Source organism: Nocardia sp. NPDC023733 (genome assembly GCF_040639775.1).
GTDB classification, from domain to species: Bacteria; Actinomycetota; Actinomycetes; order Mycobacteriales; family Mycobacteriaceae; genus Nocardia; species Nocardia rosealba.
Genome location: NZ_JBFAAN010000004.1, coordinates 145,693 through 163,137 on the forward strand (window position 1 = coordinate 145,693; position 17,445 = coordinate 163,137).

15 protein-coding genes are annotated in these 17,445 nt (G+C 67.8%); 11 read left to right on the forward strand and 4 right to left on the reverse strand.

Going from position 1 to position 17,445, the window contains the following annotated elements; translation table 11 throughout:
• Positions 1-71: 71 nt before the first annotated feature.
• Positions 72-1,286, reverse strand: coding sequence for a DUF445 family protein (locus AB0F86_RS19125; protein ID WP_356985392.1), 1,215 nt, complete (start codon positions 1,284-1,286; stop codon positions 72-74).
• A gap of 313 nt (positions 1,287-1,599) precedes the next feature.
• Between AB0F86_RS19125 and AB0F86_RS19130 the strand changes: the two genes are divergently transcribed.
• The 8 genes from AB0F86_RS19130 (at position 1,600) to AB0F86_RS19165 (ending at position 9,475) form a co-directional block, all read left to right on the forward strand.
• Entirely contained in the window at positions 1,600-2,280 is a 681-nt protein-coding gene (locus AB0F86_RS19130) for a TetR/AcrR family transcriptional regulator (RefSeq protein ID WP_084475774.1), read from the forward strand.
• A gap of 159 nt (positions 2,281-2,439) precedes the next feature.
• Positions 2,440-3,858, forward strand: a complete 1,419-nt coding sequence (locus AB0F86_RS19135) for an AarF/ABC1/UbiB kinase family protein (RefSeq protein WP_356985302.1) — start codon at positions 2,440-2,442, stop codon at positions 3,856-3,858.
• Positions 3,855-5,114, forward strand: a complete 1,260-nt coding sequence (locus AB0F86_RS19140) for a saccharopine dehydrogenase NADP-binding domain-containing protein (protein ID WP_356985303.1) — start codon at positions 3,855-3,857, stop codon at positions 5,112-5,114. The genes AB0F86_RS19135 and AB0F86_RS19140 overlap by 4 nt, the downstream gene beginning before the upstream one ends.
• The gene (locus AB0F86_RS19145) at positions 5,111-5,743 is read left to right on the forward strand and encodes a class I SAM-dependent methyltransferase (RefSeq protein ID WP_067484801.1); all 633 of its coding nucleotides are present in this window, start codon (positions 5,111-5,113) and stop codon (positions 5,741-5,743) included. Before AB0F86_RS19140 ends, AB0F86_RS19145 begins: the two co-directional genes overlap by 4 nt.
• Positions 5,744-5,779: 36 nt before the next feature.
• Complete coding sequence (locus AB0F86_RS19150) at positions 5,780-7,210, forward strand: alanine/glycine:cation symporter family protein (RefSeq protein ID WP_356985304.1); 1,431 nt, start codon at positions 5,780-5,782, stop codon at positions 7,208-7,210.
• 15 nt (positions 7,211-7,225) lie between these two features.
• Positions 7,226-8,071 carry a polyphosphate kinase 2 family protein gene (locus AB0F86_RS19155; protein WP_356985305.1) on the forward strand — a complete coding sequence of 282 codons (846 nt, stop codon included), beginning with the start codon at positions 7,226-7,228 and terminating at the stop codon, positions 8,069-8,071.
• A gap of 76 nt (positions 8,072-8,147) precedes the next feature.
• Complete coding sequence (locus AB0F86_RS19160; protein WP_356985306.1) at positions 8,148-8,912, forward strand: DsbA family protein; 765 nt, start codon at positions 8,148-8,150, stop codon at positions 8,910-8,912.
• Positions 8,909-9,475 carry a vitamin K epoxide reductase family protein gene (locus tag AB0F86_RS19165; protein ID WP_067484793.1) on the forward strand — a complete coding sequence of 189 codons (567 nt, stop codon included), beginning with the start codon at positions 8,909-8,911 and terminating at the stop codon, positions 9,473-9,475. The genes AB0F86_RS19160 and AB0F86_RS19165 overlap by 4 nt, the downstream gene beginning before the upstream one ends.
• On the opposite strand, the gene AB0F86_RS19170 is transcribed toward AB0F86_RS19165, so the two are convergent.
• The gene (locus AB0F86_RS19170) at positions 9,472-10,551 is read right to left on the reverse strand and encodes a trypsin-like peptidase domain-containing protein (RefSeq protein WP_356985307.1); all 1,080 of its coding nucleotides are present in this window, start codon (positions 10,549-10,551) and stop codon (positions 9,472-9,474) included. The genes AB0F86_RS19165 and AB0F86_RS19170 overlap by 4 nt on opposite strands.
• Positions 10,552-10,669: 118 nt before the next feature.
• Between AB0F86_RS19170 and AB0F86_RS19175 the strand changes: the two genes are divergently transcribed.
• The 3 genes from AB0F86_RS19175 to AB0F86_RS19185 are packed head-to-tail and all read left to right on the forward strand — an operon-like array spanning position 10,670 to position 13,699.
• On the forward strand, positions 10,670-11,722 hold the full coding sequence (locus AB0F86_RS19175; RefSeq protein ID WP_356985308.1) for an NAD(P)-dependent alcohol dehydrogenase: 1,053 nt from the start codon (positions 10,670-10,672) through the stop codon (positions 11,720-11,722).
• Between the two features lie 36 nt (positions 11,723-11,758).
• Complete coding sequence (locus tag AB0F86_RS19180) at positions 11,759-12,958, forward strand: AI-2E family transporter (protein WP_356985309.1); 1,200 nt, start codon at positions 11,759-11,761, stop codon at positions 12,956-12,958.
• A 9-nt stretch (positions 12,959-12,967) separates the two neighbouring features.
• Positions 12,968-13,699, forward strand: a complete 732-nt coding sequence (locus tag AB0F86_RS19185) for a ZIP family metal transporter (RefSeq protein ID WP_356985310.1) — start codon at positions 12,968-12,970, stop codon at positions 13,697-13,699.
• Positions 13,700-13,705: 6 nt separating this feature from the next.
• Here the strand turns inward: AB0F86_RS19185 and AB0F86_RS19190 are convergent, their stop codons facing one another.
• Positions 13,706-16,828: a DUF87 domain-containing protein gene (locus tag AB0F86_RS19190; protein ID WP_356985311.1), complete on the reverse strand. Its 3,123-nt coding sequence runs from the start codon at positions 16,826-16,828 to the stop codon at positions 13,706-13,708.
• The gene (locus tag AB0F86_RS19195; protein ID WP_356985312.1) at positions 16,825-17,418 is read right to left on the reverse strand and encodes a hypothetical protein; all 594 of its coding nucleotides are present in this window, start codon (positions 17,416-17,418) and stop codon (positions 16,825-16,827) included. The genes AB0F86_RS19190 and AB0F86_RS19195 overlap by 4 nt, the downstream gene beginning before the upstream one ends.
• Positions 17,419-17,445 lie beyond the last annotated feature (27 nt).

The window sequence follows — 17,445 nt, forward strand, 5'->3', positions numbered from 1 at the left end:
GGTCAATACTAGGTCAGGGTGCTAGCTCTTGCAAGCACTACAGTTAGCAGCCGCCGGGCGAACGCCCGGAATCAGTGGAACAGCAGCTGCGAGATCGTGTAGATCGCCAGGCCGGCCAGCGATCCGACGACCGTGCCGTTGATCCTGATGAATTGCAGGTCCCGGCCCACCTGCAATTCGATCTTCCGGCTCGCCTCGTCGGCGTCCCAGCGGGCGACCGTATCGGTCACCAGCGTCGAGATCTCGGCGGCGTAGTTACCGACCAGATAGCGCGCCCCCCGGTCGATCCACCCATCGACCTTGCCACGCATCGCCGGATCGTCACGCAACTGTTCACCCAGCTGTTGCACATTCTCCGCCACTTTGCGTCGCAACGTGGAATCGGGGTCGTTCGCCGACTCGAGAATCAATCGCTTGGCCGCACGCCAGGTGGCCTCCGCCATTCCGGTGATCTGTTCGCGGCCCATGATCTCGGCCTTCACCTTTTCCGCCTTCGCGATCATGGCATCGTCGTGCTGCAGGTCGTCGGCGAAATCCTGCAGGAATCGAGTGGCGGCCAGACGCAGTTCGTGGTCGGGGTCCGAACGCACCTTCCAGGTGAATTCCACCAATTCCCGGTAGATCCGCTCCGACAACAATGTGTTGACGAATTTCGGCGCCCATTGCGGCGCGTCGCGCAACACGATCCGGTCGATCGTCTCCTGTGAACCGAGCGCCCACTGATGCGCCCGCTCGGCGAGCAGATCGATCAGCGGCAGCTGCCGGTTGTCGGCGATCAGCTCCGAGAGCACCCGACCGAGCGGCGGACCCCATTGCGGTTCGGCGAGGCGCTTGACGATGGTGTTGTCGATGATCTGCTCGACGTCCTCGTCACGCAGCACGCCGACCACGGCGGTCAGGATGGTCGAACTCTCCTGCGCCACCCGCGCCGCGTTGGCCGGTGTGGCCATCCACCGCCCGACCCGCAGCGAGATCTGGGCCGCGTCGAGCCGGGCCGACACCACATCGGGAGCGAGGAAATTGGTGCCGACGAACGCGCCGAGGCTCTCGCCGAGCTGGTCCTTCTTCTTGCGGATGATCGCGGTATGCGGAATGGGCAAGCCGAGCGGGTGCTTGAACAACGCCGTCACCGCGAACCAGTCGGCCAGCGCGCCGACCATGCCCGCCTCCGAGGCCGCGCGCACATAACCCACCCATGCGCCGCCGCCACCGCGTGACTCGAGCCAGCGGCACAGCAGATAGATCACTGTCGCCACCAGCAGGAAGCCGGTGGCGAGGGCCTTCATCTTGAACAGGTCGCGTCGTTTGCCCGCCTCGTCGGTCAGATCCGCGAACCCGGCGGGCTGCGCCGGTGCGGTGCGCGGCGTGAGCACCGCCGTGTTGCCGGGAGCTTTCTCCATGGCCCCCATTCTGCTGTGCGAAATGCCGCCGCGCCGACGCCGGCCTGTGGTAAATCCCCCAACGTCGCCTAAACGAGCGCCACCCCACATCGGCAGGCATAAGCTGTATCGCGAGAGACGCCACATCGATCGCAAGGGGGCTGTCCTGTCCACCGAAGACCTTGTCGAGATCGGCGAGCAGACCGGTCGGGGTTCCGCCGTGCGCGGCGCGGGTCCCGTCGACGGCCGCAAGAGGCGGTGGCGCCAGCACAAGATCGACCGGCGCGAGGAGCTCGTCGACGGCACCCTCAACGCCATCCGCGTGCGCGGCGCGCAGGCGGGCATGGACGAGATCGCCGCCGAGATCGGCGTGTCCAAGACCGTGCTGTACCGGTACTTCGCCGACAAGAACGACCTGGTGCACGCCACCATGCAGCGCTTCATCGAGACCACGCTGCTGCCGCGCGTGTACGGCGCCATCAGCCTCGATGCCGACGAGTACCAGCTGGTGCGGGCCGCCATGACCGAATACGTGGGGACCGTCGACGACGACCCCGAGGTCTACCGGTTCATCATGCACAACGGCAGCGGCGACAATGCCTCGCTCGCCGAGTTCGAGCGCCTGTTCGCCGAGGTGGTCACCGCCGTGCTCATCGACCGGGCCGGCGCCAAGGGCATCCGCACCGACGGCGCGATGCTGTGGTCCTACGTGCTGGTCGGCGGCATCCAGCTGGCCACCCACTGGTGGACGACCACCGACAAGGCGATGCCGCGCCAGGACGTCATCGACTACCTCACGATGATGGCCTGGAGCGCGATCGAGGGCATCGCTCGCGCGGGTGGCTCGCCTGCTGTCTTCACCGAGCAGACACACGTTCTACCGCCACTTCCGGAGTCCTGACCAGCGCTGATACCAGATATCGCCGTCCCGGGCTCGACATCGTCGCGCGGTTGGTTACGCTGAACCGAGCGGGGCGCTGTGGCTTGTGTCACCGCGAGGTTGCCGTGCGCCGTCAGGCGTTCGGGCAGCGTGCACGTCGGCACCAACGGAGGTACCTCGATGGCGAAGAACGTGCCGACATCCCGGCTTGCCCGTGGCACGAAGCTGGGGGCGGTGGCGGCGAGTTCGGTCATCCGTTCCAAGAAGACCCGGTTGTCGATGCGCGGCAGGTCCGAGGCCGTGCGCGCGAAGATGGCCGAGGAGTCGATGATCCGCACCACCGAGCAGGTGGTCATGGTGCTCGGCACCATGAAGGGCGTGGCCATGAAGCTGGGCCAGATGATGTCGGTGCTGGATCTGGACCTGGTCCCCGAGGACCATCGCGATCGGTTCCAGCAGCGTCTTGCCGTCTTGCGCAACGCGGCACCGACGGTGTCGTTCGAGAACATGCGCGCGGTGATCGAGCAGGATTACGGCCGCCCGCTGGCGGACGTGTTCGCCGAGTTCGACCCCGAGCCGATCGCCGCCGCCTCGATCGGCCAGGTGTATCGCGCCACCCTCGCCGACGGCAGGCGAGTGGCGGTGAAGGTGCAGTACCCCGGCGTCGACGTGGCGGTCCGCGCCGATCTGAAGAACCTCACCATGTTCCGGCGGGTGCTCGCCTCGGCCATGCCGTGGATCACCCCGGCCGTGCTCGACGAGCTGAAGCTCAACATGGAGGCCGAACTCGACTACCGGGCCGAGGCGGCGACGCAGAGCGAGATCGCGCACCTCTACCGCGACCACCCGTTCATCTTCGTTCCCTCGGCCGTGCCCGAGTTGTCGACCACCCGGGTGCTGGTGAGCGAGTTCGTCGACGGCGCCGGATTCGACGAGATGCGCACGCTGCCCGACTCCGAGCGCAACCGGATCGGCGAGATCGTCTACCGCTTCTACGTGGGTTCGCTGTTCACGTTCAACGAGTTCTGCGGCGACCCGCATCCGGGCAATGTGCTGCTCGCGCCCGACGGCCGGGTGGCGTTCCTGGATTTCGGCCTGTTCAACCGGATGGACCCGAAACTGGTCCACTTCGAGAAACTGTGCCTGCGCGCGGCCGCCGAGGAACGTTCGGAAGACCTGCGCCAGTTGATGATCGATCGCGGTGTGATCGATTCGCCCGACGAGATCGGCGCCGAGGAGTGCCTCGAATACGTGCTCGCCGCCTCCGAGTGGTGTCTTGTCGACGAGGTCCTCACCATCACCCCCGAGCTGGCCAGCGGGGCTTTCCTGCTCGCCGTCGACCCGAGGGCCAGCGAGTTCACCGGGATGAAGCAGCAGAATCTGCCGCCCGAGCACCTGTTCTCCCGCCGCGCCGACTTCCTCACCTTCGGCATGCTCGGCCAGCTCGACGCGACCAACAACTGGCATTCGATCGCTCGCGAATGGCTCTACGACGAGCCGCCGATCACCGAACTCGGCATCGCCCATCATGATTGGCTGCGCACCCACCCACCGAAACCGGTGAAGAAGACGCGCCCCCGCAAGGCAACCACCCGATGAAAGGCTCCTTTGTGCCGCAAGACCGCGAGTTCGACCTGATCCTGTTCGGCGCCACGGGCTTCGTCGGCAAACTCACCGCCGAGTACCTGCTCACCGCCGCACCCGACACCGCGAAGATCGCGCTGGCGGGCCGTTCGCGCGACAAGCTCGCCGCCGTGCGCGAGGAGCTCGGTCCAGCTGCCGCGTCCTGGGATCTGGTGGTCGCCGATTCGACCGACGCGACCTCGCTCGCGGCGATGGCCGAGCGCACCAAGGTCGTGGTCACCACGGTCGGGCCGTACCTGCGCTACGGTCTGCCGCTGCTCGGTGCGTGCGCCGCCGCGGGCACCCACTACGCCGACCTCACCGGCGAACCGCTGTTCATCCACGACGCGATCGAGCAGTTCGAGCAGGCCGCCGTCGACTCGGGCGCCAAGATCGTGAATTCCTGTGGCTACGACTCGATTCCGTCGGATCTGAGCGTGTACGAGATCTACCGCGCCTCGGTCGCCGACAACACCGGCGAGCTGGAGGACACCACGCTGGTCGCCTACCTCAAGGGCGGGATGAGCGGCGGAACCATCGACTCCGGTCGCGCCATGATGGAGGACATCGCCGCCGACTCCGGGCGCGCGAAGATCCTGGCGCACCCGTACTCGCTGAGCCCCGATCGCAGCATGGACCCCGATGTCGGCAGGCAGACCGACCAGGCCCTCGCCCGCGCCGACAGCATCGATCCGAGCCTGCACGGCTGGGTCACCACATTCATCATGGCCTCGCACAACACCAAGGTGGTCCGCCGCAGCAACGGCCTGCTCGGCTGGCCCTACGGCAAGCAGTTCCGCTACCGCGAGGTGATGAACGCGGGCACCTCGGCCACCGCACCGCTGGTGGCGGCGGGTATCGCGGGCGGTATCGTGGCCGGGATGACCTCGGGAGCGGTGCTGTCGCGGGTGTCGCTCGGCCGCAAACTGCTCGACCGCATCCTGCCCAAGCCCGGCACCGGCCCGGACGAAAAGGCCCGCCGCAGCGGCTGGTTCACGATGAAGACCTTCGCCCGCACCAGTTCCGGCGCCAAGTACCAGGCGACGTTCTCCGGCACCGGCGACCCCGGCTATCAGGCCACCGCCGTGCTGCTCGGCCAGAGCGGTCTGTGCCTGGCGTTCGACGAATTGCCCGAGCGCGCGGGCATTCTCACCCCCGCGTCCGCCATGGGCGAGGCGCTCACCGAGCGGCTGCGCGCGGCGGGCATGACCATCGAGGTCGCTCGGCAGTGAACCTGGCTCGCAAAGCCATGAACGCGCCCGCGCTCGCCGCGATCTACGAGCACGCCTGGCGTCCCACCCTGTTCTACCTGGCCAGCGGCCGCACCACGGGCGACGACCGTCGCGACGCGGTGCGCTCGCTGCGCTTGGGCGGGCCGGAGAAGGTGCTCGATCTGGCTTGCGGCCCCGGCAATTTCACGCGTTACCTGAGCGAACACCTCAGCGGCGACGGTTTCGTCACCGGCCTGGACTACTCCGCGCCGATGCTGGCGCGCGCCGCCGCCGACAACGCGGGACCGCGCGTCGGCTACGTGCGCGGCGACGCCCGCACCCTGCCCTTCGCCGACGAAACCTTCGATGCCGTCTGTTGTTTCGGTGCCCTGTACCTGATCCCCGATCCGATCGCCGCCGCCCGCGAGATGATCCGCGTCCTCGCGCCGGGCGGTCGCATCGCCATCACCACCAGTTATCGCGACGACAACCTCTTCGGTAAGGCGAGCACCCTGGCCGCGGGCGTGAGCGGTCTTCGCCTGTTCGACCGCGACACCTTCCCCACCCTGTTCGCGACCTCCGGGCTCACCGAAATCACCCAGCGCGTGCACCGTTTCATGCAATACGTCGAGGCGACCCGCCCCGCCTGAGCCGACCCGCGGTAGCCCGGCGGTAGCCTGCCGGGCATGGACACGCTGAATTCGGTGATCGTCGATGTCAACAACGTGTTCTGGGACTGGTTGCTGATCCCGCTGGTGATCGTGACCGGGGTGTATTTCACCGCGCGCAGCGGGGTTGTGCAGTTGCGGTTCCTGCCGGAGATGTTCCGGGTGGTCGCCGAGAAGGGCACCCCCGCCGCCGACGGCAAGCGGTCGGTGTCGGCGTTCGGTGCCTTCAGCATCTCCGCGGCCGCGCGGGTCGGCACCGGCAATATCGCCGGCGTCGCCACCGCCATCAGTGTGGGCGGGCCGGGTGCGGTGTTCTGGATGTGGGCGATGGCCACGCTCGGTGCCGCGTCGGCCTTCGTGGAATCCACGCTCGCCCAGCTCTACAAGCGACCCGAACACGAACCCGGCACCTTCCGTGGCGGTCCCGCCTACTACATGCAGCACGGTCTCGGCCGGCGCTGGCAGGGCCTGATCTTCGCGGTGGTCATCACGCTGACTTTCGGTTTCGTCTTCAACGCCGTGCAGGCCAACACCATCGTCGCCACCAGCCGGGCCTCGCTGACGGCGATCGACGGCGACTGGTTCGCACCGCTGGTCGGGCTGGCGCTGGTCGTCCTGCTCGGCCTGGTGATCTTCGGTGGAGTGCGCCGCATCAGCCGCATCACCGAGGTGCTCGTCCCGGTGATGGCCATGGTGTACCTGCTGCTCGGCATCGCCGTGGTCGCGCTGAATCTCGACGACCTGCCACGGGTGCTCGCCGATATCGTCGGCGGGGCGTTCGGCTTGCGGGAGGTGGTCGGCGGCGGTATCGGCATGGCCATCACCCAGGGCATCCGGCGCGGCATGTTCTCCAACGAGGCCGGTCTCGGCTCCTCCCCGAATGCCGCCGCGGCAGCGGATGTCTCGCATCCGGTGAAGCAGGGGCTCGTGCAGTCGCTCGGCGTCTACTTCGACACGCTTCTCGTCTGCTCCATCACCGCGTTCATCATCCTGACCAGCGACCCGGACCTGTCGGAGCGGCACAGCGCCGACCTCACCCAGACCGCGCTGCACACCACCCTCGGCAGCTGGGCGGGGCACGTGCTCACCGCGGTGGTGTTCATGCTCGCGTTCAGTTCGATGATCGGAAACTTCTACTACGGCCGCGCCAATATCGAGTTCATCACCGATCATCCGCGCCTGCTCACCGTCTTCCGGGTGCTGGTGCTGGTCGCGGTATTCGGCGGCGCGCTCGGCTCGGTGGCGCTGATCTGGAACCTGGCCGACGTATTCATGGGCGTGATGGCCCTGGTCAACCTCACCGCGATCCTGCCGCTGGGCGCGGTGGCGTTCCGGCTGCTCGCCGACTACCGCACTCAGCGCCGCGCGGGCAAGGACCCGGTGTACGTGCACCGGGCCGAGATCGCCGACCCCGCCGGGGTGGCGTGCTGGCAGACCCGCCGCGACTAGTGGTAGGCATGGCTGATGGCGAATCTGTGGACCGAACCCGTCACCACCGCCCTGCGCGCCGACGGGCTGCGCATCGCCGATATCGACACCTCGGCCACGCCCGGTTTCCTCGGCGGCAAGCAGCTGGGCAAGTCGATGCTGCCCGAACGCGGCGAGGTGCTGTCGGTGTTGCAGGAGAAGCTGTTCGCGCACGGACGCACCGGTGGTGACCGTCGGGTGCTGCTGATCCTGCAGGGCATGGACACCGCGGGTAAGGGCGGCATCGTGCGGCACGTGATCGGTTCGGTCGACCCGCAGGGCGTCGACCACGCCTCCTTCGGGGTGCCCACCGAGGAGGAGCGGGCGCACGACTTCCTGTGGCGCATCCGCAAACGCCTGCCCGCTCCCGGCCAGCTCGGCGTCTTCGACCGCTCCCACTACGAGGACGTGCTGGTGGTCCGGGTGCACGGCCTGGTACCGCAGGCCGAATGGGAGCAGCGCTACGACAAGATCAACGCCTTCGAGAAAGAGGTCGCCGACTCCGGGACGACCATCGTCAAGGTCGCCATGTTCGTCTCCCTCGACGAACAGAAGCGCAGGCTGCGCGCCCGCCTGGAACGACCGGACAAGTACTGGAAGTTCAACCCGGCCGACATCACCGAACGCGCCTTCTGGCCCGAATACCAGAAGGCCTACCAGGCCGTTCTCGATCGCACGAATACCGATTACGCTCCGTGGTACGTGCTGCCCGCCGATCAGAAATGGTATTCGCGGCTGGCTGTCACCGAACTACTGATCGACGCGCTCACCGGCCTGAACCTGGACTGGCCCGGCGCGAATTTCGACGTGGCCGAACAGCTGCGCCTGCTCGATCAGTCCTGACCCTGTCTTTGAACAAACTCTCAGGTTCGGCCCGCATGATGTCGTGGAGCAGACGAGCGAAAGGCGTGTGACAACGGTGAGCACGGGCAGCAAGAATCCGCTTGCGGCGGCAGAGGCCGCCGACAAGAAGCGCAAGCTGGCGATCCAGGTCGGTGTCGCAGCGGTGTTGGTGGCGCTGGTCGCGGCGATCGGTATCGGAATCGCGATGAACCGATCCGATTCCGACACCAGTACCGGCAGCGGTACCACGGGGGCCGAGGGACTGCCAACGCTGCCCGCGACCGTCGGCACGGTCACCCCGTCGGGCAGCGTGCTGATCGGCAACCCCGACGCCAAGGTGAAGGTGCGCGTCGTCGCCGACCTGCAGTGCCCGGCGTGCAAGCAGTTCGAGACCGCCAACGGCCTCGCCCTGGCCAAGGCCGCGGCCGACGGCACGGCCTCGGTCGAGTACCAGATCATCTCCTTCCTCGACAAGGCGTCGACGAACCAGTACTCCTCGCGCGCGGGCAACGCCGCCTACTGCGTGGCCCGCTCGGACGCGAACAAATTCCCGAACTGGCTGCAGCTGATGTTCCACCGTCAGCCCGCCGAGGGCGGCGCGGGCCTGAGCAACGAGCAGCTCGTGGCCATCGCGAACGAGACCGGGTACACCGATCCGGCCGTGGCCACCTGCATCAACGACAAGGCCATGGCCGACCCCCTCGCCAAGACCACCCAGACCCTGCTGACCAGCGGACTCAAGGGCACACCGTCGGTCTTCGTCAACGGTGAGCTGATCGAGAGCAACGCCGTCTACACCGAAGACGGCCTGGCGTCCGTGATCGCCGACGCGGCCAAGTGATCACCGCGTCGGCACGCTCGGCCTGGCTGCTGCTGATCGCCGGGCTGGCCGGGTGGCTGGCGTCGTGCACGCTCACCGTCGAACGGTTCAAGCTGTTCACCGATCCCACCTACATGGCCTCGTGCAACTTCGACTCGGTGCTGTCGTGCGGGTCGATCATGCAGACCCAGCAGGCCGCCGTGTTCGGCTTCCCGAATCCGATCATCGGCATCGTCGGGTTCTCGGTGGTGGTGACGCTCGGCGTGCTCTCGGTGATCGGTGTGGGTTTCCCGCGCTGGATCTGGGGTTCGCTCTGGGTCGGTACGGTCCTCGGTGTCGCCGCGATCTGCTGGCTGATCTTCCAGAGCCTGTACCGCATCAACGCGCTGTGCCCGTACTGCATGGTGGTGTGGGTGGCTGTGCCGGTGCTGTTCGCGGTGGCCACCCAGGAGACCTGGGGTGGCTCGCGTGGGCCGATGGGAATTCTGGCCGAATGGCGCTGGACGCTCGTCGTCGTGTTCTACGCCGTGGTGCTGCTGCTGATGTTCCTGAAGTTCCAGGACTACTGGCTGAGCAAGGTCTAGTTGGGCGTGCCCTCGGCGAGCACCACGTCGACGACGCGGGTGCTGCCGTCGGGCGCGGTGACATCGAGGCGGACCACGTCGCCCGGTTTGCGCCTGCCGATGGCCGCGCTCAGCGCCCGGGCGGTGGTGATCGACGCGCCGTCGACGGCGGTCACCACGTCACCGTCACTGATCCCGGCGGCGCGGGCCGGTTGCCCGAAGAAGGCCCAATCGACCCGCGCGCCCGCCGGTTTCGCGTCGACGATCTGCACGCCGAGGGTGGCGGTCGGGCCGATGTGCACACTGTCGGTCGGCGTGCCCGAGCGGATCTGGGCGACGATCCGCATGGCCGTGTCGATGGGCACCGCGTAACCGTGCGCCGGTTTGGGCTGCCGGTCCTGCGTGCCGCGATCACCGGAGGCGGCGGTGATGACGCCGACCACCGCGCCCGTGCCGTCGGCCAGCGCCCCACCGGACTGCCCACCCACCACCGGTGCCGCGATCTCCACCATCCCGCGCAACGATTTGCGGCTCAGGTCCGCGGAGTTCATCGCGACGATGCTGGCGTCCAGGTCGGTGATCGGCCCGGCCACCGAGGTCTGCTCACCACCGTCGCCGCCCGCGTCGCCGATGGCGAGCACATCCTGGCGTAACCGCAGCCCGGCCGAGGAACCGATCCGCGCGGTCGGCAACCCCGAGGCGCCCGCCAGCGCCAGCAGGGCGACGTCGGCGCTCGAGTCGTAACCGAGCACGGTGGCCGGGTAGCGCAGACCGGTACCCACGTCGGTGACCGACACGTCCTCGGCGCCCTTGATGACGTGGTGGCTGGTGAGGATCTCCCCGTCGCCGGTGAGCACGATGCCCGACCCGGCGGCCGCGGTTCCGAACCGGCTCGCGTCGACCGAGATATTGACCAGCGCGGGCTGCACCTGCGCGGCGACCAGGCCCGGATCCAGCGGCACGGGCGCAGGCGTCGCCGCGACGAATTCCTGCGGGGCGGCCCGCTCGAGCCCCAGCTCACCGCGATATCCGAGGACACCGCCGAGGGCGAGCAGCGCGACGACCAGCGCCATGAGCACCCGTGATCCACGTTGCACGCGCACGTCCTCTCTCGCGGGCCGACCCTTCCCATTGTCCCCCGGCTCGGGTCCGGCCCTATCGACATCCGGTACGCGGCGGTTGGCAAACCTCGTATGCAGCGGTAGGCATATACCCATGAGCACCGCTGCCGCCTATGCCCTGCCGTCCGCCGACGGTTCCTTCGAGAAGGTCGCGATCGAACGCCGTGCGCTCGGACCCGACGATGTCGCGATCGACATCAAATTCGCGGGCATCTGCCACTCCGACATCCACACCGCACGTAACGAATGGGGTGGGGCGCGGTACCCGTGCGTGCCGGGGCACGAGATCGCGGGCATCGTCAGCGCGGTCGGGTCGTCGGTGCGCAAGTATCAGGTGGGCGACCGCGTCGGGGTGGGCTGTCTGGTGAATTCGTGCGGCAAATGCGCTCCGTGCCTGGCCGGTGAGGAGCAGTACTGCGCCAAGGGCGCCACCTGGACCTACAACAACCCCGTCCCCGAGGAGGTCCAGCCCGGCGGGTACACCATGGGCGGGTACTCCACCCACATCGTCGTCGACGAGAAGTTCGTCGTCGGCATTCCCGAGGGCATCGGCCTCGACGTCGCCGCACCGTTGCTGTGCGCGGGCATCACCTTGTATTCGCCGTTACGGCACTGGGGCGCTGGCCCCGGTAAGAAGGTCGCGATCATCGGCATGGGCGGGCTCGGGCACGTCGGGGTGAAGATCGCCGCCGCGCTCGGTGCCGAGGTGACGGTGCTGAGCCAGTCGCTGCGCAAGCGCGACGACGGCCTGCGCATGGGCGCCAGCAACTACTACGCCACCAGCGACAAGGAGACTTTCCGCAGGCTGCGCGGCGAGTTCGACCTCATCATCAACACCGTCTCGGCCGACCTGCCCATCGACAACTACCTGCGGCTGCTCGCCCTCGACGGCACCCTGGTGATCCTCGGTCTGCCGGAGAAGCCGATGAGCGTCACCGGCCGTAATCTGGCCGGTTTCCGCCGCTCCCTGTCGGGTTCGATGATCGGCGGGCTCGCGCAGACCCAGGAGATGCTGAATTTCTGTGCCTCGCACGGCATCGGCGCCGAGATCGAGCTCATCTCCGCCGACGACATCGATTCCGCCTACGACCGGGTCGTCGCCAGCGATGTGCAGTACCGGTTCGTGATCGACACCGCGTCCATCTGAGCCGGTAGGGCGCCCACCGCCGGGTACCGTGACGTCGTGGCCGACGACGATACGCGCCCGGACACACCGACCGCGGTGGGCGCCCTGCCGATCACCTGGACGGTGCGGACCCCGCCCAGCTGGTTCCCGCGCGCCCTGCTCTACACCGCGCTCGCCCTCGTCGTGCTGATCGCGGGCTTCTGGGTGCTCGGCAAGCTGCAGGGGCTGCTGACCATTCTGCTGGTGTCGCTGTTCCTGGCCTTCGCCATCGAGCCGGCGGTGAATTGGCTTGCCCGGCACGGCATTCCACGTGGTGCGGGCACCGGGGCGGTGTTCCTCGTCGTGCTGGTGGTGATGGTGGCGTTCTTCGGGACGCTCGGCGCGCTGCTCATCGACCAGGTCACCATGCTCGTGCAGGACGCACCCGGCTACATCCAGGACCTGGTCGACTGGATCAACCGCACCTTCGACCAGGACCTGTCCGGCGCCGACCTCACCAAATACGCCACCGAGTGGAGCTCCACCATCGAGGGCTACCTCGTGGGTCTGGCCGGAAACGTCTGGGGCATCGGCACAGTCGCGATCGGTGCGCTGTTCCAGCTGCTCGGGGTCCTGCTGTTCACGTTCTATTTCGCCGCCGACGGGCCGCGCTTCCGCACCTGGGTGTGTTCGCTCCTGCCGCCGCGTCAGCAGAAACATGTGTTGCGCGCCTGGGATATCGCGGTGGAGAAGACCGGCGGCTACATCTACTCGCGTGCGTTGCTCGCGCTGTGCTCGGCGATCGCGCACTATGTGGCGCTGCGGGTGTTCGATGTGCCCTCGGCGTTCGCGCTGGCGCTCTGGGTGGGTGTGGTCTCGCAGTTCATCCCGACCGTCGGAACCTATCTCGCCGGTGCCCTTCCGGTGCTGGTCGCGCTGGTGCACGACCCGATCACCGCGCTGTGGATCCTGCTGTTCATCGTGGCGTATCAGCAGTTCGAGAACTATGTGCTGCAGCCACGGATCACCGCGACCACCCTCGACATGCATCCGGCGGTGGCGTTCGGGGCGGTGATCGCGGGTGCGGCGCTGCTCGGGCCGACCGGTGCGCTGCTCGCGATCCCGGTCACGGCAACGCTGCAAGGATTCGCCGGGGCCTACGTCCGGCGGTATCAGGTGACCGAAGAAGCCGGGCCACCGCCGAAGCAGAAGCGCCGGTGGTTCCCCAGACCCCGGACGAAGACACCCGTCGAGCCCGACCGACCCGCCGACGAATAGGCCCGCACCATGGCAATTCTGTTGTCTGTGGTCTCCATGCTGTCCACCCTGTTCGGTGGTTTCGTCGCCATGCGCATCGGCGACCGCAAGCACCTGGTCCTCGGTCTCGCGGCCGGGGTGATGCTCGGCCTGGTGGCGTTCGACCTCATCCCCGAGGCCCTCGAGCAGTCACCCGACGAGGCGTTCGGTGTACCGGTGGCGCTGATCGCGGCGGTTGTCGGGTTCATGAGCCTGCACATCATCGAACGCTCGGTGGCCATCCACACCGGCCACGAGGACGAATTCGGTTCGCACCACCACGGTTTCGAATCCGTCGGCCTGCTCGCCGCGATGGGCCTGATCTTCCACAGCACCCTCGACGGTTTCGGCATCGGCATCGGTTACCAGGCGGGCGCCACCGTCGGCCTGTCGGTAGCCATCGCGGTCATCTGCCACGACTTCGCCGACGGCTTCAACACCTTCACCATCCCCACCCTCTACGGCCACGCCCGCAAACGCGCCATCACCCTCCTGGCCCTCGACGCCCTCGCCCCCGTGGTAGGCGCCGTCCTCGGCACCCTCATCCACGTCCCCGAACAATGGATAGGCCTCTACCTCGGCTACTTCGCCGGCTTCCTCCTCTACCTCGCCACCGCCGACATCCTCCCCGAAGCCCACGCCGAACACCCCTCCCGCCTGACCCTCTTCCTCACCATCCTCGGAGTCGGCGCGATGTTCGTGGTCTCGGCACTGAGCCACTGAGCCGGGCTACGGCTGCTCGCGACCGCGGCGGGCGCGCTCGAGCACATCCGTTTCGGTCGGCGGACTCGGCGGATGATGGCTCAAGCACAGCGGCGTGGCCAGCTTGCGGAACGACCGGCCTTCACTGGCACCGTAGAACTGGCCGGTCTTCAGATGACCGATATCGTCCACATTCCCGCCCCAGGTGGCGGCGATACCCTTCGCCGCCTGGATCTGCGCCGCCGTCCCCAACCGCCCGAAGAACTGGATCGCGGTATTGCCGACCACCTTGTTGTCCAGGCCTTTCGGTGCCTGGGTGGCGTAGGCGATGCCGAGCCCGTACTTGCGTGCCTGCGCGGCGAGCATGAGGGTGCTGGCCGAGGCGGGTGTGCTCTTACCCGAAGGCGCGAGCATCTGCGCCTCGTCGAGCACGAGCAGGGCACCGAGCGGTCGATCACCGGCCGGGTTGGTCTTGAAGTAGGTGAACAGCGCAACCTGGAGCTGGCTGATGAACCTGGCCCGCTGATCGGTGTCGGGCAGACCGACACAGCTGATCACCGACACCCGCGCGCGCTTGCCCGGCGCCGGGGTGAGCAGCACGCCGGGATCCACCGGTTCACCGTCACCGCCGAACAGCGGATCGTTGATCATGGAAACCGTGAGTCCGTCGGCCATTTCGGCCGCGAGCGCGGCCGCGTTGCGGACCCGGCTCACCCCGTCGGGCAGGTCCGACAGCAGGGCGATCAGTCCCTCCAGTTTCGGCTCACCCGACCGGGCGAAATGCAGGAGGGCCTGCAACAGTACCGCGCGTGCCTGCGCCGCCTTGGTCCGCGCGATTCCCGAGCGCGCCAGCAGATCACCGGCCGCCACCTCCACCGCGGTGCGCAGTTCGTCGGGATCCTCACGCACGGCCGCGAAATCCGGGAGCGGGTTCAGGATCAGCGGCCGCCCCGCCTGACGACGCGGTGTCCACACGACGACGTCGGTCTCGGCCAGGTACTGCGCCGCCTTCTCGGCATCACCGGGCCCCCAGCCTGCCGGGGGTTGCTCCCACGCATCGCCGAGCCGTGAGAGGTCGTTGTTGACGTCGAGCACGATCGCCGAAACACCGTGCAGAGCAACCTCTTCCACCAGTCGCCGAAGCAGGACGGTCTTTCCCGAACCGCTGCTCGCGAATAAGACGAGGTGCTTGCGCAGGAGGTCGAGCGGAATGCTGAAGGTGGCGTCGTCGGTGAGTCCCCGCCCGAGAACGATTGTCGGCCCGTCGGTTCGAGAGTCGTCCATGGCAATGTCGGGACCGCTGTCGACATTGGGTGAAGCCGGTTGTGCGGTAGGAGGTTCGGCCTCATCCATTCGGGGTCGCACCGGCCCGTCGACCGGTTGGGGTAGGTCACCGAAGATCCGCCGGAACAGTTGCGTCTGCCCGGCGGGCGCGCGCTGCACCAGCCAGCCGTCGAAACCGGGCTTCGGGTCCTCGATCAGCTGCTGCAACGCGGTGAAGGTGCGCAGATCGTCCTGGCCGATCGGCAGGGTCGTCCCGTTGGCGGCCTGCAGGTCGTCCAGCATCGCACGGGTTTTCGGCCCGTTGGAGTAGGGGATGTTGCGCAGGATCGTCAGGTGACGCAGATCGTTGGTCTCCTCGATGCCGGATTCGATGACGGCCGAACGCATCCGGGACTGCACAGCTAGGTGGTGCGTGTGCGCGATCGCCCGGAAACTCCAATGCTCCTGCACCTCGAGGACTGGGTCGATCGTGCGACGCAGCCGGGCGTGGACCGCGCGGCCCGTGGAGGTCGCGTCGTCGATGCGCAGGTCGTCGCGGTCGGCCCGTTCCAGGACGAAGCACTGCAGGGCGGCGTTGAGCAACCCGACCATGATTTCGTCCTCCCTGGCCGGGTCGAGCGGCGCCGTGATGTCGGCGGCGGCCCGCAGGGCGGCGAACTGCGCGTCGAACACGCTCGGGTCGGCGAGTGCCGCGGGGACCTTCGGCCCCGAATCGGGATCCAGCGCGGCGAAGTCGTCCAGTTCACGGAGTTGCTCGTCGGCGAGGCAGGTCCGCACGTGCTCGGCCACCGACTGCAGCAGCTTGCGCGGTGTCGAGCGAGCCACGTCGTCGGTGTCGAAGGCGGCCGGCCGGATCGGCCAGGTCGGATAGGGCGGCGTGAAGTCGACCTCGTCGTACTGCACCGCGAGATGCCCGGCGACAACCGCCGCCGCAACCTCGGCACCCGGTAGCGCGGTGTCCAGATACAGTTCGGTGAACCGGTCGGCCGACGAGGTCAGCCCCTGATCCTTCAGACGCTGCCAGGTGGAGGGTATGCAGGCGGCGACGATGATGGTGCGCACCGTTTCCTCCCGCAGCTTCATCAAACTGTCCGCGTGATGGGCCACCCGGATGCCGCCCGTCGCCGACTCCGCGAGCACGGCATCGATCTGGTCGAGTGCGATCACCACCGGCCCCACCGCGGCGAACAGGCGGATCAGATCGTGGAATATCAGCTGCGCGTTGCGCTGTGCACGGCGGAAACCCCACTGCTCGGCGATCTCCGGTTCGAGCGGTTCCCGGAGGACGAGGAAGCTGTCACCGATATCGCGCAGCGAACCGCCCGCCCGGAACAGCACAAGCGCCCGCAGGGTGTCGCGGCATTCGTAGGCCAATTGCGGCTCGGGGCCGGACAGGTCGTCCAGAAATCGTTCGAGGTCCTCGGGTTTCGGCCGCATCGGGCCCGCGATCCGCGCGACATGTTCGGGATCGCACCCGGCCCGCCGGGCCAAGGCGATCAGCAGCCTGCGCAATTGACCGCCGTCGGCTCCGGTCAGCCGGTTGGTGACGCCGTGGACGGCACCGTCCCAGAACGATTCGCCGTCGATCAGCTTGGGCATGAAGAAGTAGCCCTCGCGCTCGTGGACGTACTGACGAATCCAACCGAGCAGGTGGGTTTTCCCGACACCGGGATCACCGTTGACGATGAACCCGGTGGGTGAGATCTCCGGCCGGTCCTCGGCCAGTTCGATCGCCCGGGCGATCTCGGCGGACGCCCGCCGATGCAGGTCCTCGACGTGGTGGGTCTGGGGGCGCCAGATCGAATCCGGGCCGAGTGCGGTGCTGAACTGCACCCGCGCCAGAGCACGGCGCTGCTGCTCGTTCAACGCCCGGCCTCGACGGTGAGCAGGTGGCGCGCGGTCCCACCGAGTACCACGGCGGCGGCGTGATCGTCCTCGGTCAGTGTCTTACGATCGGCTTCGGCGCGCACGTGCACGCCGTCGCGGTCGGCCAGTGCCGTCATCGCGCGCGTGAAATCCTCGGGCGGAATGTGCGGCAGATCGTTGCGCAGGTCGGCGATCCGGATCTGGTCCGGTTTGCCCTTGGTGAGCTCGGCGTACTTGCGCAGGATCTGTGCGGGCACGTCGGGTTGGAAGATGTCGGTCAGCTGTCGGCCACTGCCGTCCAGGTGACGGTGCAGCCCGGCCAGGACCGCGTACAGCGCACCACCGAACGACCCCGACTTGGCCGGGCGTGGGCCGGTGAGTTCGCGGGCGCACCACTGCACCCCCGCTTCGGTGAGCTCGTGCACCAATGCCCGCCCGACTTTCTCACTGACGACCAACCCCAGGTCGTTGAGCCGGCGCCGGGGCGCACCGTCGAGCGTCACCCCGGCCACTGCGAAGAGATCGGCGTTGGTGAGTTCGCGCGCTTCCGCGAGCAGCGTCAACAGCACCGCGAGTTCGCGTGGGCTCATCTGATCCGACAATGTTCGATCCGTTCT

What these genes read in the sequence shown, in the direction of transcription:
- AB0F86_RS19135 (WP_356985302.1), top strand. Translation starts at nt 2,440, where the DNA reads ATGGCGAAGAACGTGCCGACATCCCGGCTTGCCCGTGGCACGAAGCTG.
- AB0F86_RS19175 (WP_356985308.1), top strand. Translation starts at nt 10,670, where the DNA reads ATGAGCACCGCTGCCGCCTATGCCCTGCCGTCCGCCGACGGTTCCTTC.
- AB0F86_RS19150 (WP_356985304.1), top strand. Translation starts at nt 5,780, where the DNA reads ATGGACACGCTGAATTCGGTGATCGTCGATGTCAACAACGTGTTCTGG.
- AB0F86_RS19140 (WP_356985303.1), top strand. Translation starts at nt 3,855, where the DNA reads ATGAAAGGCTCCTTTGTGCCGCAAGACCGCGAGTTCGACCTGATCCTG.
- AB0F86_RS19125 (WP_356985392.1), bottom strand. Translation starts at nt 1,286, where the DNA reads ATGAAGGCCCTCGCCACCGGCTTCCTGCTGGTGGCGACAGTGATCTAT.
- AB0F86_RS19155 (WP_356985305.1), top strand. Translation starts at nt 7,226, where the DNA reads ATGGCGAATCTGTGGACCGAACCCGTCACCACCGCCCTGCGCGCCGAC.
- AB0F86_RS19185 (WP_356985310.1), top strand. Translation starts at nt 12,968, where the DNA reads ATGGCAATTCTGTTGTCTGTGGTCTCCATGCTGTCCACCCTGTTCGGT.
- AB0F86_RS19195 (WP_356985312.1), bottom strand. Translation starts at nt 17,418, where the DNA reads ATGAGCCCACGCGAACTCGCGGTGCTGTTGACGCTGCTCGCGGAAGCG.